At 35.2% G+C, this 19056-nt stretch carries 11 protein-coding genes; 10 read left to right on the forward strand and 1 reads right to left on the reverse strand.

From position 1 onward, the window contains the following. Positions 1-25: 25 nt before the first annotated feature. Positions 26-673 (reverse strand): hypothetical protein, encoded by a 648-nt coding sequence (locus RB619_RS04460; protein ID WP_308094676.1) that lies wholly within the window; start codon positions 671-673, stop codon positions 26-28. A gap of 185 nt (positions 674-858) precedes the next feature. Here RB619_RS04460 and RB619_RS04465 point away from each other — a divergent pair, with 185 nt between their 5' ends. The 10 genes from RB619_RS04465 to RB619_RS04510 all read left to right on the forward strand — a co-directional run bounded on the left by RB619_RS04465 (position 859) and on the right by RB619_RS04510 (position 18992). Continuing rightward, positions 859-1560: an outer membrane beta-barrel protein gene (locus tag RB619_RS04465; protein WP_308070844.1), complete on the forward strand. Its 702-nt coding sequence runs from the start codon at positions 859-861 to the stop codon at positions 1558-1560. A gap of 11 nt (positions 1561-1571) precedes the next feature. After that, a complete protein-coding gene (locus RB619_RS04470) occupies positions 1572-2303 on the forward strand; it encodes an outer membrane beta-barrel protein (RefSeq protein ID WP_281631300.1) in 732 nt (243 codons plus the stop codon). 31 nt (positions 2304-2334) lie between these two features. Then, positions 2335-4302 carry a T9SS type A sorting domain-containing protein gene (locus RB619_RS04475; RefSeq protein ID WP_308094678.1) on the forward strand — a complete coding sequence of 656 codons (1968 nt, stop codon included), beginning with the start codon at positions 2335-2337 and terminating at the stop codon, positions 4300-4302. A 69-nt stretch (positions 4303-4371) separates the two neighbouring features. Next, a complete protein-coding gene (locus tag RB619_RS04480) occupies positions 4372-14196 on the forward strand; it encodes a SpvB/TcaC N-terminal domain-containing protein (RefSeq protein ID WP_308094681.1) in 9825 nt (3274 codons plus the stop codon). Further along, positions 14186-14698, forward strand: a complete 513-nt coding sequence (locus tag RB619_RS04485; RefSeq protein WP_142479132.1) for a hypothetical protein — start codon at positions 14186-14188, stop codon at positions 14696-14698. Before RB619_RS04480 ends, RB619_RS04485 begins: the two co-directional genes overlap by 11 nt. A 48-nt stretch (positions 14699-14746) precedes the next feature. Further along, positions 14747-15463 carry a hypothetical protein gene (locus RB619_RS04490; protein WP_308070841.1) on the forward strand — a complete coding sequence of 239 codons (717 nt, stop codon included), beginning with the start codon at positions 14747-14749 and terminating at the stop codon, positions 15461-15463. A 103-nt stretch (positions 15464-15566) separates the two neighbouring features. Continuing rightward, on the forward strand, positions 15567-16721 hold the full coding sequence (locus tag RB619_RS04495; RefSeq protein WP_308094684.1) for an RHS repeat-associated core domain-containing protein: 1155 nt from the start codon (positions 15567-15569) through the stop codon (positions 16719-16721). Positions 16722-16727: 6 nt separating this feature from the next. Continuing rightward, positions 16728-17135: a hypothetical protein gene (locus RB619_RS04500; protein ID WP_308070838.1), complete on the forward strand. Its 408-nt coding sequence runs from the start codon at positions 16728-16730 to the stop codon at positions 17133-17135. 357 nt (positions 17136-17492) lie between these two features. Then, positions 17493-18503, forward strand: a complete 1011-nt coding sequence (locus RB619_RS04505) for an RHS repeat-associated core domain-containing protein (RefSeq protein WP_308094687.1) — start codon at positions 17493-17495, stop codon at positions 18501-18503. Between the two features lie 12 nt (positions 18504-18515). Continuing rightward, on the forward strand, positions 18516-18992 hold the full coding sequence (locus RB619_RS04510) for a hypothetical protein (protein ID WP_281631306.1): 477 nt from the start codon (positions 18516-18518) through the stop codon (positions 18990-18992). The last annotated feature ends 64 nt before the right edge of the window (positions 18993-19056 follow it).

Here is a 19056-nt window from a genome sequence, read left to right on the forward strand (position 1 = left end):
AACTCCCGGTTTCTGCTAATGCCTCTTACAGGCATTTATTTTTGTCAAAAATCGCTTCAAGCTGGTCAATCGCCGGTTTTACTTTAAAATCAGTTTTTTCTATAGCTTCTATAATTTTTGGACAGTCCGCGAATGCTTCTTGGGACATTTTTTGAATCAACGAATCTGTACCAATTGCCAAATCGCTTCCTGCTGATTTGGCATAGCCAAAAAACAATTCTTCGGAATTCTTTTTTCCAAAAAAGTAAGAAGTGCTTCCATTGGTAATTACCCTGCTGGTCCCGCCTGCATTAGGTCTGTTGCTGCCTTGCTCTGTGATGTAGCCTATTTTTGCACTTTTATCATAAATAATATACAGCCATCTTTTTTTGCCTGATCTGGAGAATTTTCCGGTTAGAAGATTGGCTGTTGTAGCATACAATCTCTCGGCGGTAAATTTTACATTATCATCATCAACAAATTCGATTTTTTTGATGTAGGCACTCGATATTTTCTCTTTTTTAGCTTCTTCGCTGGTTTTAAATTTTACTTTAGAATCGTTGTATTCTACTTTTTCTGCCAGTCCTTTTTTCATAGTTCCATCTTCCATGTATAAGACCGCCTTAACGTATTTTGCTTGAATTGTGGCGGTAAATAATAAAAGGACTGCTAAAAGTAAAGTCGTGTTTTTCATGTGTTTTTTAAATATTTATAGTAAATGTAATACAATTTATTTGTGATACCCAAGCAAATGTATAAGTAATCCTGAAAATAAATATTACCTGTAATCAGGCATATAATCGGATTTTTTGCTCCTTTTATCGGATTTTTTTAATTGCAAGCTAAAATTAATACATATATTCGCAGAAATTTTTGCTAATGAAAGTAATATTACACTTAATAATTTTTAGTTTTTTTTTTAGTGCCCCAATCTACAGCCAGAACGAAACTAACATTACCTACGGATTAAAATTTGGTATTCTGCATTCCACCTTCAGTAATCTTCCAGAGAGCATAAAAGGGAGAGATAATACTTTTGATAGCAGTGTTATGGAAAGTAAGGGAAAATTTGGCTTAGAAGGCGGTTTCTTTTTAAATTTTAAACTTCATGATACGCGAGTTGCCATTCAGCCGGAAATCTTATTTAGACAGTCAGGAGAAAAAGTGACTTACAAAGATGCCGTTGGAAAAGAATTCGAACTCGGATTAAATTATGCTTTTCTGCAAATCGGTGCTTTATATAAAGTTTATCCTTATGAAGGTTTAAATTTTGGTGCTGGCGCTTTTTATGGCATCAATTTATCTCCCAACGATATAACATACAGTTCCAATGAAGCAGGTGGTATGTACGATGTTGCCACGAGACAGTTTTATAAAGATGGTCTTGATGGAGACGATGATTTTTCGTTGTGCTTTGCATTAGGCTATGAACTTCATAAAAGCATACATTTTGACTTTCGCTATTATCTAGGCGTAAAGGACATGATTAAGAGTAATGCATCATCTTTTCAGTTTATCGAAAATCAAAATAAAAGCAGTGTCTTTTGTTTTTCGTTAGGCTACAGTTTTCATCAATGGTAATTTATAAAAAAATGAAAAAAATTATTTTGCTTCTTTTACTAGTAAGCACAAAATCTTTATTGGCACAGGGTGATCGAGAAATTACGTATGGTCTTTTTGGCGGCGGAATTTATTCTAAAATGTCCAATCTTCCAGATGTGATAGTGCCGAAAGGTATTTATGAAGGCTATACCCTAAAAGAAGAAGGCAAGTTTGGCGGAATGGGCGGTTTCTTTATTAATTGGAAATATCCTTATGCAAAAGTTGCTATTCAGACTGAAATCTCCTATTCAGGTCAGGGAACCGATTTGAATTACGAAGATGTAAAAGGACTCAAATATAAAATGACTTTTGGTTATAGTTATATCAATGTCGGAGCGCAGTTTAAATATTATCCTGTCGAAGGATTTTATATTGGCGTTGGGCCTTATGTAGGATTTAATATTGCTAGTGATAATATAAAATACTCCTCAAACGCACAAGAATTGTTTGCAGATTCTGGTGTTTATTTTGAGCCAGATGCCAATGTTCAGAAAGTATTGAAAGAATCTTTGACGGGTAAAAATTATTTCTACGGAGTTTTATCTGCAGGATATGAATTTGGCAATAATCTTTCTATTGGAGCAAGATACTCTTTGGGGCTTACAGATGCTTTAATGACCGAAGAAAATGGGCATCGTTACAGCGAAAACAAAAATAAAATCAATAGTATTTCACTAATTATTGGTTATTCATTTGACTTTGATGATTTAGGAAATTTCTAAAAAAACATCATCATAAAAATCACTTTAGAATATGAATAAAAGGATTTTTTTATTGGTAAACTTAACAGCATTTCTAATTGTGAATGCTGTCTTTTCGCAGGAAAAAATAGTTCCAGGAGCAGTTTCAGAACCTTTTTTTTGGATTAAATCCAGAAATACGGGAGAGAGTTACTATTGGGAAAGTCTCGTAAACAATAAAGAGGCAAAGGTACCTGTAAAGAAATACAATGGCGCTGCTTTTAATTTTAATCCCAGTATCGTCATTGATACGGATCAGGATTCTTTAATTGTGCCTCTTGGCTCAGATAGTAAAAGGCGCCAGACACTTTTTATGGTATACAAAGTAAAGGACAGTCTGAAAGAACAATTTTTATGGACGATTAATGATCCTCAAAAAATAATCTCGGCTGCGACAAACAAACGTTTGGTTGACTTAAAAAAATATTCTTACCAGTCTTATCAGGAAAAGATCAAACCTCATAAAGCAAATATTCATTTTTTTCAGCAGAATGTAACTGATAGCGTTGCAAAACTGTCTTCATTAACTATTGGCCAGAAATCAAAAATGGAGAAATTGCCGCCAGAAGATTTTAAAGGAAGCATAAGCGAAATCTTGATTTACAACCGCGTTTTATCTGGTTTAGAAACGCAGAAAGCGGCGAGTTATTTAGCCATAAAATACGGAATTTCACTTTCTCAGTTTGACAATAAAAACTATTTAAACAGTAAAGGAGAAAAGATCTGGGATGCCGAAAAACACAAAGGATTTACGTCGTCAATTACCGCAGTCGGACGTGACGACGCGAGCGGTTTGCTGCAAACCAAAAGCAGCAATATGATAGAAGAAGGACTGATGACGTTTGAAGTAAAAAGTAAATCGGACAAGATTCCTAATGATTATTTTGCTTTTTGGAGCGATAACGGAAAGAATCTCTTAGTTAAAAAGCAAGAGCAAGGAGAACCAATCGGAGTTTCTAGAGAATGGCAGCTAGATTATGCGAACCCAAGTGATCTTAGTTTAGACTGGACATTTAATCCTGCTTTTATAAAAGGAACACTGCCAAAAGACACTTATTATTGGCTTTTAGTTGATTATTCTGGAAAGGGAACTTATGATGAAAACGATTCAGAATACATTCGTTTAGGAAGCACTGCCAGTACAGAAAAATTGGTTTTAAAAAATTTTGACTGGAATAAACAGAAATCTGGGACAGCAAAATTTACCTTAAAAGTAGCCCCGCAAATGTTCAGCAGAGTTTGGATAACCGAAGCACTTTGTGGCGTTTCAGGATCGGGCGAATTAAATTATACCATTGAAGGTGGAGAAGCTCCTTTTACCGTTACAGTTAAAAAAGAAGGCAGTGTAGCAGTTGTAAAACAATGGAGTCAAGCTGCAAAAAGTCAGACCGGCGTGCAGCTTTCATCAGGAACTTATGATTATATCGTAAAAGACAAAAAAGGAAATCTGTATTCAGAAACCGTATTTGTGGCAGATAAGGAAGGAACTTTTCCTAATCTAAAATCAGATTATCTGCTGACAGATGGAAATGCGCTTCTTTTGGATGCCAGTGCAGCTCTGCCGTCTGGAAATTATCAATACCAATGGTTTTATGAAGGGAATTTTATAGATGACAATCCGAAGATATTAATCGATCAGCCTGGTAATTATGAGCTTCGATTAATAAACGGACAGGAATGTAAAACGTCTAAAATGATTGCTGTAGCGACAGATGGAAAAGAAATTACAGATTCTAGTATCCTGATTTTATATCCGAATCCAACCCCAGACGGAAAGTTTGCAATTGCGATGCAGTTTCCTAAAAAGTCCGACGCAACGATTCGCATTTATTCTTTGACGGGATCACTTTTAAAAGAGAAGAAATACAATCAGATCGAAACCTATCTGCATGAAGATAATATAAAAGAACCGTCAGGAATGTATTTGGTTAATGTGAGTTCAGATTTTGGAAATAAGACTTTTAAAGTAATTGTGAAATAACTAGACAAAGAAAGTATTTGTCAAATTCAATAATATAAACCGATTGCCTCAAATCGATTTAATCTACTTATGAAAAATAGAATTATAGTATTGGTATTTTTAATAGGAGCATTTTTGTTTGCCGCTAATATCAGCGAATATAAAATAGCTTTTCTGTTTTCTGAAAACACAGTGGAAGAAAAGGGAGTTTTAGTCTCTGATTCTACGGTTATTCAAAAAAATGAAAATAAAACCACAAAGTTATTCGCAGCTGATATTAAAGAAGGTATAATTGGGGTTGACAATCCTGAGGATATTGATGATGCCTACGATAATGTTTTTCATTTAAAAGTAGATGAACTTCCCGCACAAAATGAAAACGCTTATTTAGAATACGAATTATTCGGTTACGATCAAGCAGCCTCAATTTCCAGAAGTTTAAACAACCAGCCCAGTATTGGAGGGCAATTTTTGTCTTATAACAAAGCATGGACTAGTCAGTCTGAATTATTATCTGAAAAATCATTGCGAAAAGGAGATAACGTGCTTTTGTTTACCGCTCCTGAAGGAACTGCGAATGGATACAAAATTAAAAATGTACGAATAGTATATAAAAACGGAAATCAGAATTCCAATTTTACGCTTTTAAAAGCAGCTGATAAATTATATATCAAAGGAACTAATTTTCCTTCTCAGTTAAAAAAAATGACTATTGCCGGAATTTCGGTAGATGTCACTCAGCCGGAATTTGAATTGGTTTTGGATGCTGAAAAGATCGGAGAATCTGTCTCAGTTTTAAAAGAAACTGCTTCGGGGGTTATTCTAAATGAAGAAATAAAAGTAAAGCAATTTTCTAATGTAGAAAGTTTCAGACCAATTGAGAGTGCAAAAGAACGTGTTTCAAAAATCATCAATTTTGAAACAGCCAATGCTTTAGAATATAAAGATTTCTTGGCCGTTTTTCCTGCCGGCGCTTTAAAAAATAATGTAAAAGTATCGGTAAGCGGTTTACGTAAAATTGATATTGCGCCATTAAACTCGGCAATGGTAAATGTGACCGCTGTAAATGCAGGTTTTCGTTTACTGCCGCACGGAACTATTTTTGAGAAAGCCGTAACACTTTCACTTCCTTACGATAAAAAAACAATTCCCGAAGGTTATACAGAAAAAGACATCAATGTATTTTATTTTGACGAGAACAAACGACTTTGGCAGGAAGTAACCAAAGATTCTCTTGACATCAAACAGGGAATTATTAAGGCCAAAACAACCCATTTTACAGATTTTATTGCGGGAATTATCAAAATGCCCGAATCGCCTGAAACTTCTGGTTACACGCCAACAAGCATTAAAGATCTAAAAGCGGCCAGTCCCTTGGTAGGAATCCAATCTATTGCACCGCCTTCGGCAAACGGAAGAGGAACCATGAGTACAGGTTTTTCCATCGTTATTCCGAATGGGCGAGGAGGTATGCAGCCGTCTTTTAACTTACAGTATGATAGTGACGGCGGACACAGCTGGGCAGGAATGGGCTGGGATATTTCGGCGCCGGCAGTAAGTATTGAAACACGCTGGGGAGCGCCAAGATATGATGCAGTTAATGAAACAGAAAGTTATGCTGTTGCAGGAGAAGCTTTGATTCCGAACTCACATAGAGCAGAATGGATTGCCAGAACTGCTGATAAGCAGTTTTATCCAAGAAGAGAAGGTGCTTTTCAGCAGATTATCCGTAAAGGATCATCGCCTAAAAATTATTATTGGGTCGTAAAAGATAAGAGTGGTGTTGCGAGTTATTATGGAGGAACACAATCCGGACTTGCGGTTAATAGTGTTTTGCAGGACGCAAATGGAAATATCGGACATTGGGCACTTTGTCTTCAAGTCGATTTAAAAGGGAATACAGTGGAGTACGAATACGACAAACGCGATGGCGAATTGTATCTTAAAAAAGTATATTATACTGGTTCTGGATCGCAAAAAGGAAATTACAGTGTCACTTTTGTAAAAAACTCAGATCTTGGTGAAGCAAACCGAACAGATGTTCAGGTTTCGGCCAGATTAGGTTTTAAACAGCTGAACAATCAATTATTACGAAAAATAGAAGTCCGCTACAAAAATGACTTGGTTCGCAGTTACGAATTGAAATTTAAAGAAGGTGCTTTCAAAAAGACTTTGCTAGAGTCCATTTCGGAAAACGATTCAGAGTCTAAACTGTTTTATACGAATAAATTAGATTACTTTGATGATGTTCGTGACACATCAGGAAAGTACAGTCCGTTTGGAGCGGAACAAGTTTGGAATGTTCCAAATGATAATTTAAAAAATAGTTCGATTCCAGTTTTCAGCGATGCGCTTTTTTCAGGAAAACATTCTTTAGTCAGCAGTTCAGAAGGAGCGACAAATGGCGTAAGCTATCGTTTAGGGATTGGGTTGGCAACTAATGCAGGAAGTTTGAAAGGCTTTACGGTTGGAGGTCACGGAGGAAACAGTTGGGGATCATCTGATACGGCAGTAAGTCTGGAAGATTTAGATGGTGACGGATTGCCAGACAAAGTTTTCAAGAATAAAAATGGGGTTTATTACCGAAAAAACTTGGCTGGTTCTGGGCAATTAGGTTTTGGTGAACTGCAGGAAATTAATATTAGCGATGTTGGATTTTCAAAATCAACTTCATTCAATTGGGGTGTCGACTTAAATCTGAAATATGGAAATATCGGTTACGATCAGCAAAGATCTACCAATAAAACTAAAGCGTATTTCATGGATTTTAATGGAGACGGTTTGGTAGATTTTGTTAAAAACGGACAAGTTTATTATAACCGATTAGAGAATGGTGTGCCAACTTTTAGAAGCAGCAGTACAGGAACGCCTTCGCCCGTTTTTGGAGGAGGAGATATCACGATTCCAGGTTTTACCACTATTTCTGCAGATGAGATCGAAAAACAGAATCCGCTGCATGATGTGGTGCGCATGTGGGAAGCGCCTGTAAAAGGAATAGTGTCTGTTTCGCATCAATACCAATTAATTGAAGATACCACTCCTGATGGAATAAAAGCTCGTGCAGCATACGTAAATAATGCAGGAAATGATAAAGCAGACGGCGTTCATTTGTATTTTCAAAAAGGAAACCAATTGCTTTGGAATGAGGCGATCGGTCCAAAAGATTATGCCATTAGAACGAAACAGAACATTGGAATTGCTGTAGAGAGAGGAGAACGACTCTACTTTAGAGTAAGTTCGGTAAAGGATGGAAATTTTGATGCTGTAAATTGGAATCCGGTTGTCACTTATTCGCAAGTAAAACATTTTGACCGCGGTTTAAGTGGAAATGTAATGGAGAGCGATTTTATAATTCCTGCCACTTTAAAAGATGTCAATGGGTATTCTTTGGCTTCATATAATGCAAATGCAGATTTTTTCAGCAGTTCTGTTGCAGGAAAAACAGTTGCTGCTGCTGGAAATGTTGTATTAAAAGGAATCTTAAACAAACCAGTAACATCAGATCATATTAAATTGGTTATTACTAAAACCTATTTGGAGCAGACCAATCCAGCTGTAGTTGTTTTTGAAAAGACTTTTTTAGCTAATGAAGTAGCATCATTTAATTTAGCGTCAGTAAATCTTCCTGCATTTGAAGCCGAAACGCAGATTAGTTTGGCCCTTCAAACCGAAACCAACATCAATTGGCAAACTATTTCTTTTGCTCCAACGGTTACAGTGCCAGCTTATGCAGGTGGTGTTGCAGAAGAAGTTCCTATGGATGTTTCACATACTTTATACAATAAAAGAGAAGGAAATTATAATATTCCAGGAATAACTTCAACAGTAAGCGGAAAAGTAAAACTGAGCATATTGCCACAGGATTTAGTGTTGGCGACACCTTTCCAATATCCTGGAAATATTAATAATTATAATGGAGATGTAATTATTTCGGCTAAACAAAACAATGTTTTATTGGCACGCAACCGTTACAGAATCACAGCAGGAGCCATGGTTTTAGCGAATAATACCTTTGATGATGCGGTCAACTATCCTGATGCTGTTTTAGGAACTCCAATTCAATTGGAAATGACGGTTTCTAATGCGCAGTCTATGACCATTATTAAAAACTATCCAAAAGCCAATGCCTTAAATGTTCAGGTTCAGATTATCGATTTTAAAGATGTTGCAGATCTAACAGATGATATAGTTTTAAACACCACGACAGATGATTTTGTAATATATAGTCTTTTAAACGCTGATGAAAGAACATTCGGTTTGTACCATCGTCAATGGGGCGGATTTATGATTAACGGAAATTTAGCTTCCAATACTATAGACCAGAATCAATTAAAACAATCTGATGCTTACAATACAGAACCTGATTTAAACAATACAGATCCTGACAATTATGATGGAAAAGGTTATGAAATTGCTGATAGTTATTTCGTATCATTAAATCCGTCTTATAGTAAATACAAATGGGAAGGTCTAGAAGAAGGAATTTACATTAAAGGGCAAACCATCGGAACATCGAGATTAGGAGAAGATGATATTGCCGATTATACCGATTTTACTCTTCCAAATCTGCAGGGAGGAAGCACTTCTGCTTTAGATATGATTAGCGAAAGTAAAAGTAAAAGTATTTCTGGGGGAGTTTCTGCAGGAGGTTCAGCAAGTTTTGGATACAGTAAATCTATAGATGGAGACTCGTATATGACCCAGACCATGAGCGATTTTAATGGTGACCGCTTTCCAGATTATATTCGTGGAGGAAATATACAATTGACAGCGCCTGTCGGGAAAGTTTCGGACCAAATCGTAAATATTGGAGATAATTTCAGCCATTCTAGAACAAGCTCTGAAGGACCAAATTTTGGCGGAAGCTACAGTCACGGTGCGCCATCCAACTCTATGAGTGTTACGGTAGCAAAATCGAAAGTAAAAGGAGATTCTGCAAAAGAAACGGCCTCAAAAGAAGCTGAAAAAGGAGGGAACAGCATTTCTGTGAGCGCTTCACAGGGTAAAGGTGAAGACCGTTCTGTACTGATTCATAGCGATATTAATGGAGATGGATTGCCAGATAAAATAACAGAGTCTGGAGATGTATTTTTAAATACAGGTTACGGCTTTTTGCCAGCAGAAAAATGGAACCTTGCGAGTATCAACAAAGGAAATTCTACAGATTGGAGCGCAGGTTTAGGATTCAGCATTAAACAGGGATCCATTTCTGGAGGAGCTAATTATGCCAGATCGCAGTCAGATAGTGATGAATCTTTTATGGATATTAATGGTGACGGACTTGCAGATAAGATTAGATATGTAGGCAGTACAATGCTGGTTTCTTTAAATTTAGGAAACTCGTTTGATATGCCGGTTGTATATCCGAGATTTCCGGAAATGAGCCAGAATAAAGGGGTAAGTTATGGTCTGAATGCCAATGTCTCAATTGATATTATTGCTTGGCTATTGCGTATTACGCCTACCATTGGAGGAAGTAAAGGATGGAGTACCAACCGTTCTGAAGGCACTTTTATGGATATTGATGGAGATGGAAATTTAGATTATGTGGTTTCGAAAGATGATGGTCATTTAACAGCACAGTTATCCAATATCAAAAGAACCAACAAATTAAAAAGCGTTAAAAACGGTGCAGGAAATAGTTATACAGTAGATTATGAACTGTTGAAACCAAGTTACGAAAACCCTTCAGCGAAGTGGGTTTTACAAACTGTAGATGTTTTTGACGGACATACTGGTGACGGTATCGATCATTCTATTGCAAAATTTAGATACGAAGACGGTTATCAGGATCGTCGTGAAAGAGAGTTTTACGGATTTGGAAAAGTAACTCAGGAACAGATTGATGCGGCAGATAATTCGGTTTTTATGACCACAGTGCAGGAATTTTACAATCAGGATTATTTTAGAAAAAACCTTTTAAAATACAGCTACACTTTAGACAAAAATGGAAAAATGCGCCAGGAGTCTGAAAATGAATATAGTTTTATAGATGTGGCAACACAGGCGAGCGTTCCCATTTCAGAATTGAACTTGCCTTCTTGCGATGCCAAACGTATTTTTGTTGGATTAATTCATGCCAATCAGAAAGTCTATGAAGGCGGTAGCGATTATCTGGAAACGAATACTTTTAATACGTATGATGCTAACGGAAACATTATTCAATACGAAGATTTAGGCAACGGTGCCGCGGCTGATAAAGTAACCGCAAAAATCAGTTATTACGAAAGTACAACGCCTTATTATGGTGGTATTCCAAAACAGTTGGAAGTATTTACAGCCGATGGCCTTCGCCGTAAAAGAGCGACAACCATCAATACGACAACTGCCGAAGTGACGCAGATTAAAAATTACGCTTCAGCAGATAAAATTGCAGTGACTGATATTGAATATGATGGATACGGAAACTTGCAGAAAATTACAGGTCCTTCAAATCACAAAGACCAGCGTATGACTTTAGAATATGTATACGATGCAGAAAATCATCAGTACATGACGGAGATTAAAGATGCTTTTGGTTATCAAAACAAAATGGAATACAATTACCGTTTTGGAGTACCAGTTAAAACAACAGACCGTAACGATCAAAGTACAGATTATACTTTGGATGCAAAAGGCCGTATTGCAACAATTCGTGCACCTTATGAAATTGCTTCGGGTAAGTCCTATACGATTGCTTATGAATATTTTCCCGATGCGAAAGTGCCGTATGCCAAAACCAGAAATTACGATCCAGAATTGGACAAAGACATTGAGACTTATACCTATACAGACGGATTAGGAAGAGCTTTGCAGGTTAAAAAAACTGCCAGTTTATTTACACAAGCAGGAAGTGCCGATCAAGAAGCGCATATTATTTCTGGAAAAGTAATTTATGATGGGTTAGGTAGAGCCATAACCAGTTATTACCCAACCACAAGTACAACTTTAGACAATAATTTCAGTACGGCAGTTTCTACTGTCGCACCAACGAAAACAGACTATGACGAGGTAAACCGCCCCATAAAAGTGACCTTGCCAGACGGAAGTTCCAATACTACAGTTTTCGCTTTGGAAAGTTATGATGGTCTTCCAGTATTAAAAACTACACAAACCGACGCATTAAACAAAACCAATACGACGTATACCGATGCTACAGGGCAAAATGTAGCCAGTATGCAAAACGATTTGACAACGAAATTTGACACCAATGCATTAGGCGAAATGGTCAAAGTTACAGATGCCATGGATCATATCACCAAAAGTACGTACGACTGGCTCGGAAGACGCATCGAATTTACGCATCCAGATGCTGGAACAACGAAAATGGAATACGATTTGGCAGGTAACTTGACCACTCGTATTACACAAGATATTAAAAATACAGTTCCTAATGGTGGCGCTATACAATACGTATACAATTACAACCGTTTGGAGAGTATCAAATATCCTAAAAACCCGCAGAATAACGTGCAGTATAATTATGGAAAAGCAGATGGTACACCATCTCGTCGTGGCCGATTATGGTTTGTACAAGATGCCAGCGGTGGTCAGGAATTTTTCTATGGAAAACTAGGAGAGGTGGAAAAAGAAATTAGAACGCTTCGTATTACGCCAACAGACATTCAAACCTATATTTTGCAATACGAATACGATACTTGGAACCGTATTCAAAAAATGACTTATCCTGATGGAGAAGTGGTAGAATACACCTATAACCGCGCAGGAAACCTGCAGAGCATGCAGGGTAAAAAAGAAAGCCATACCTACGATTATATTAAACAATTGAGTTATGACGAATTTGAACAGCGCAAGTATTTGAAATACGGTAATAATACAGAAACCAATTATACCTACGATCCTGTCATGAGGAGATTGCAGCAGCTGCAGGTAAAAAGCGGTTCAAGGCAGGTTATGAATAATGCCTACGGTTATGATTTGGTCGGAAATGTATTGAGCATAAAAAATACGGCGCCAATCGTTAATAATGCTTTAGGAGGAACTTCGGCTCACGAATATCAGTACGATGATTTCTACAGATTAAAATCGGCAAAAGCGGCGTATCAAGGCGAGTTTACAAAGGCGAGTTATGAGCTGAATATGAGCTATAACAAAATGCATAATATTACCAAAAAAGACTTGGTGCATATTGTAAATAATGAGCAGAAAGGCTATGTTTTAGATTATAATTACGACAACGAACTGCACCCTAACGCACCGAACAAAATTGCAGAAGCAGGAAAAGTACAGCCAAGAGAATATGTGTATGATGGAAACGGAAACCCAACAAGTTATACCGAAGAAAAGAATTTCAGAAAAATGACTTGGGACGAAGAAAATCGTTTAATGGGAATTAACGATAACGGAAGAGTTCACCAATATACTTATGATGCAGGAGGAGAAAGAGTAATAAAAAGTTCAGGCGATTCGCAGAATGTAGCCATAAACGGTGAAACAGCAGCAACCATTGTTCATACAGATGATTACACAGGTAATGTTTCGCCATATTTTGTAATAAGCAAAGGGAAATTTACCAAGCACTATTTCGAAGGAGCAGGACGTATTGTGAGTAAACTAGGGAACGGAGCTTTTGCACAGCCTTTAAAACTAACAGCAGGAGGAGTAAATTACGGCAAGCTTACAGCAGAACAGCAAAAAGCATTAGATACTTATGTGAGGAGTCTAGGATTGCCTCCCGGACCTCCAACACAACAAGGTATTTACGCCACGCCAGAATTTACAGGTGATCCTTATCCTAGTGAAGTTTTAAAACCGGTTGAAGAAAACCAAGAACCGCCAGCAGGCTGGCCAAGAAATCCAGTTTTCAATGCACCGGGCGATGTTCCTGGCCCGCCAGTACAATTTGGCCCGCCTATAGAACCAGAAACCGTAAAATCTGGTGAAGGTTTTACCGGAACAGGAATGCCAGAAAATGATATTTTCTATTTTCACCCGGATCATTTAGGGAGTACTTCGTATATTACCACCAAAAACGGAAGCATTAGCCAGCATGTTGAATATATTGCTTTTGGGGAGGTTTTGTTTGAGGAGCATAGTTCTACTTTTTCAAGTCCTTACTTGTTTAATGGGAAGGAATTAGACAGGGAGACGAATTTGAGTTATTATGGGGCTAGGTATTATGACGCGAAGACTAGTTTGTGGTTGAGTGGAGACCCATTAGCTGAAAAATATCCTAATGTAGGTGCATACGTTTATTGTTTGAATAATCCGATTGTTTTTGTTGATCCCGATGGAAAAGATCCTATCACAGGTATAATAGACGCTGTATCGAGTTTTGCATTAGATGTAGGTATGGATTACTTTGGAGGTATGTTAATTGAAGGTAAGTCATCTCAAGAAGCATATAATGATATCGGGTGGGCTTCTGCTACATGGGGGGCAGTTGGATCATATGCGATTTCATCTGTTACTCCAACTGGAACAGCTACCGCTATTAAAATCCAAAAATTTGCTAAATCAAGAGCAGGTAAGATGATAATAGGTACAGTAACTAAAATGACTACTAAAATTATTGATAATTACAGTAAAGGTAAATATGACACAGATGGGCATTTTGATATGGATAAATTAATGGAAGGTGAAGATGGGTTAATGAATATATTTTTAGAGTCATCAATTGAAACTTTAGTTGAACAAGGGTTTGGCAATAAAGCAGAAGAAATGCTAGGCAGTTTGAAGATTGAAAATAAGGCTTTAATACGTAAAGTAAATAAAATGCTAAATAAAGTTGAAAATGGCGAATCCCCTACCAGAATTAAAAATTATTTTAAAAAGGTAAAAGAACAAGGAAACAAAGCATTAAAAGGTACAAATAACCTTTTACGACAAAAGACAAAAGATGCTGTTCAAAAAGGAGCCATTTCAAAAAAAGCAAATCAATATAGAAAAGATAAACAAAAAGAAAATGATAAATAAAATTTTAAAGAGTAAATGGATTTATTTTTTACTGCTAATAGGTATAGTATTATATCTACGAGACAATCAATTAATATTAAACCCTCCTAAATATATTTTTTGGATATTATTCTCATTATCCTTTATTATATTATCTGTATTAGAGATTAAAGATAAAATTAAAATAACAAAAAGCATTTGGGACTATTTTTTCGTAATGATAACGGTTTCTTTTTTTTCCATTTATATCGCTTTAATTTTAAAAATTCCAATCAATGAATATATAATATTTAAAAGCCAGAATGAAATTTTTGAAAAAAAATGTAAAATATCAAATTATATTTCTGGTCGATCAGATAGATTACTTTTTTATTTTGATGATAAAGTTTATAGTGTAGGATTTCAAAATCATAAACATTTGGAGAGAAAAAATATTATTGATAATTATTTATTAAGAGTAGAATACAAAAGATCTATTTTTAATACTTATGTAGTACAGGAATATGAGTTAATTAAAAAATAGAATATAGAGAAGACATTAAATTATTAATAACACAAAAAACAAATCTAAATGAAAAATTTTATTCTTTATTTTTTCTTCTTTTTTGCACTTCAGATTAATTCTCAATCTTTTGAAGGCAAGCTTGAATACGTTGTAAATACTACTACTTTAGGTGATACTTTAATAAATGGGATAAGTAAGAATAATTTAATTGAGAATTTGAAAAAACAAGGTGAGATACCAGTTGATACAATAACTTATATGTTTACAAGTAAAGGTAACTTTCTTAATATTTATAAATATAAGGACATAGAGATTATAAATACATATTTACAAAAGAATAATTTGCTTTATCGATTTGTAGACAATTCAAGTATTGTCTCTGCTGTAGATGTTTCAATAGATTTGGAAGAAATACTGGGAAATGAACCTATTATTACAAAAAAAGAGAAAAAAGAAATGGTAGGAGAGATTAATTGCTCTATAGTTGAAGTGGTATGGAAAACAGGGGTTTATCGATATTATTATGCTGAGGGACTTTTGAGTGTAAATCCAGATCTTTTTAAAAATTATAAATATGATCAATTTTATGAATTTCTTAAAATTTCTCACTCATTACCAATAAAACTTGAGAAACTGGTATATAATTTTTATAAGTCAGTATATGACTTAAAAGCATATAATAATGAGCATATTGATGAAGAATTGTTTGTTTTGCCAAAAATGAAGGAAAATAAAGAGCTGGGTAGCATGCAATCAAATAAAAAGATTTTTATAATTAAATAGTTAATAATTTACTGATTCTGAGTTAATGGTATGAGTTTCTAAAATTATAACTAAAATAAAAGAGAGTCAATAATTTAAAGATGAGCATTACTGCTCATCTTTTTTGTTTCAATATTTCAATGCGCCGGGCGATGTGCCAGGACCGCCAGTACAGTTTGGTCCTCCTGTAGAACCTACAACCGTAAAAGGTGGAGAAGGATTTACAGGAACTGGAATGCCTGAAAATGATATTTTCTATTTCCACCCGGATCATTTAGGAGGTACTTCGTATATTACAACCAAAAATGGAAGCATAAGCCAGCACGTGGAGTACATTGCTTTTGGTGAGGTTTTGTTTGAGGAGCATTCGTCTAGTTTTTCTAGCCCTTATTTGTTTAATGGCAAGGAGTTAGATAGGGAAACGAATTTGAGCTATTATGGGGCCAGGTATTTGGATATGAAGACTAGTTTGTGGCTTAATGTTGACCCACTCGCACTTTATAATCCTATGTTTGAGGATGAGTTTTATTTTGATGGAGATCATAATGATGGAGTTTATAACTCTGGAAATTTATCAAATTTTAATTATTGTTATCAAAATCCTATCAAATATGTTGATCCAAATGGTAAGCAAAATGTAGCAGGAGTTTTATTGGGAGCTGTAGTTGGTGGAGGAATTGAATTAGGGACACAATTACTTTCTGGAAAATCTCTAGATCAAGTAGACTGGGCCGATGTTGGAATTGAAAGCGCTAAGGGAGCTATGATAGGATTTAATCCCGCATTAACAGGAGTTGCAGAGACTGCTGCTATTGCTCTTAAATCTACGACTGATTATACTAATGAAAAAGGCTTTAAAACTATAGGGGGAGTTATTGGTGATAAAAAAGATATTGGAGAAGTTGTGTATGATGCAGGAGCAGATTTTATAGGTGGTAAAATAGGTGATTTTGGTATGAAAAAAGTTGGTAAAATGGCTGAAGGTTCTGTGAAAAAAATGATAAAAGCAGAAACAAAAGCGGTTAAAGAAGTCGTTAGGGCTGAAAACAAATTTATAAAAGCAACTAAAGGAGGTACAAAATTTACTAGCGATGCCTCCAAAAGAGCTGTAAAAAGATTAGATGTTGCCAATTCAGCCGCAACCATAGCAAGAAAAAAGACCGTTAGAGCACAAATGATTAAAGGTACTATTGATTCTCCTGTTGGAGGAGCAGCTAAAGGTGCTGCACAAAATACAATGACAGATAAAATAAAAGATTTTTTTGGTATAGGAAATTAATAAATTATGAAAAAGATAAATAATTATAAGACAAGCGTTAATATGCAAAAAAAGATAGAGATTCAAAGTGTACAGAAAATGAAAAAAAGAGATTATATAAAGTTGTTTCTTATTTTATTTGGAATAGCTTTAATTTTTGCTTTCTTTTTTAGTAAAATGGATAAAAAACGTAAAAATGAGCATAATTTGATAAAATCTGATTATAAAGTAACGAAAGGGATAATCACAAAAAAGTTCGTTTATAAAGGAAGTACAATTAGTGTTAAATTTAAGATAGGAGATACTATTTATGAAGGTAGTGATGCCTTGGATATTGGCAAAGACAAGAAAGTTGGAGATTCTCTATTGATTAAGTATTATCCGAAAGACCCTAATCTTTTTATTACTGAAGTAAATTCAGAATGGGAGAATTAATGAGATGAATCGGAAACTCCTCGCTCCCATACGAATTCTTTCGTGTGGTGCAAAGATAATCGATAGAGAATAGCTAAAAATAGAACCTCGCAAGTTGCGAGGTTTTTTGTGCTTTATAGTTAGGCTTATTATTTTCCTCCAACACAACAAGGTATTTATGCCACGCTAGAATTCACAGGTGATCCTTATCCTAGTGAAGTTTTAAAACCGGTTGAAGAAAACCAAGAACCGCCAGCAGGCTGGCCAAGAAATCCAGTTTTCAATGCACCGGGCGATGTTCCTGGCCCGCCAGTACAATTTGGCCCGCCTATAGAACCAGAAACCGTAAAATCTGGTGAAGGTTTTACCGGAACAGGAATGCCAGAAAATGATATTTTCTATTTTCACCCGGATCATTTAGGGAGTACTTCGTATATTACCACCAAAAACGGAAGCATTAGCCAGCATGTTGAATATATTGCTTTTGGAGAGGTTTTGTTTGAAGAGCATAGCTCTACTTTTTCAAGTCCTTACTTGTTTAATGGGAAGGAATTGGATAGGGAGACGAATTTGAGTTATTATGGGGCGAGGTATTTGGATATTAGGACAAGCTTGTGGCTCAATGTTGATCCGCTGGCTTTATATAATCCTATATTTGAAGAAGAATTTTATTTTGATGGACAACATAATGGAGGGGTTTTTTATAGTGGAAATCTAAGCTCTTACATCTACTGCTATCAAAATCCAATCAAATACATTGACCCAAATGGGAAACAAACTGAAGTTACAAATAATGGAACTATTTTTAATGCTAACAAAAATACTAAGATAGATCCTTTGTTACGAGGAGTTGACAGAATAACAGAACAATCTCATATAAGAACGAATACTTCAATATATAAAAATGCATTAAATCAAAAACAGGAGAAAAATACAACACATATTTATTCTCACGGATGGTATACTGATGGAGATAAAAACTCTAAAGGATTTTCTTATTTATCAATTTTTTACGAAAAAGAACAAAAACATTTTGCTATTCGGAATACTGAAGATTTAAAAAATTGGCTTGCAAGTAATAATGTTAAAAGTGATTTTTTATCTAAAAAAGATGAAATATTAATACTTCACGGATGCAGAAGTGCTTACGGAGAGAATTCAATAGCAGAAACACTTTCTAAGGAAAATAAAAATACAGGTTTAATTACCGTGGGGGCTACTGGAAATGTACTATATGATGAAAAAGGAGAATATATGGGTACAGCATCTAATGGTACTAAAAATAAAGGTTCTTGGAATGTCTATAAAAATGGTAAAGTAATTAAATCATTTCCATGGAACTGGAAGCCAAATAGTAAAGACGTAAAAAATATAATCGATAGTAAATAAATTAATATTCAAATGAAAATTTCTTCTATTCTAATAAGTTTAATCTTTCTTAGTTGTGTTAAAGATAAAAAACAAAACTCTTTTTATGACAAAGTAGAATATTATCATAGTGATCATTATAATATTCCTGGTCCACCAGATGGAACTAAAAAATTTGATATTTATTATTCTGATTTTGTGGAAAAGAAAGCTAAAACTACTTATGAAAACCTATCGCATTTTGGATTTGTGAAAATTGAAATTAGCAATAACTTCTCAGAAAAGATAGATGATTTTTTTACAAATCAAAATCCGGGAAAATATTATCCAGATTATAAATGTTTAAATTGTTACCAAGATATTTTAATCTTTTATAAAAAAAATAAAATGATTGGTGTTGCAAAGTTTGATTTTAGGTGTAATAAATATTGTTACTCTAATTTTAATTCTGATAAAATAATTTATCTAAAGAAGGATTGTTTAAAATATAGAAATTTATTTAAAGAATAAATTTAGAAAAAAAACGATCACGCGGATATATCCGCCTTTCCCTCGCTCCCGCACGAATCCTTTC

This window comes from Flavobacterium sp. LHD-80 (assembly GCF_030929605.1).
GTDB lineage: Bacteria > Bacteroidota > Bacteroidia > Flavobacteriales > Flavobacteriaceae > Flavobacterium.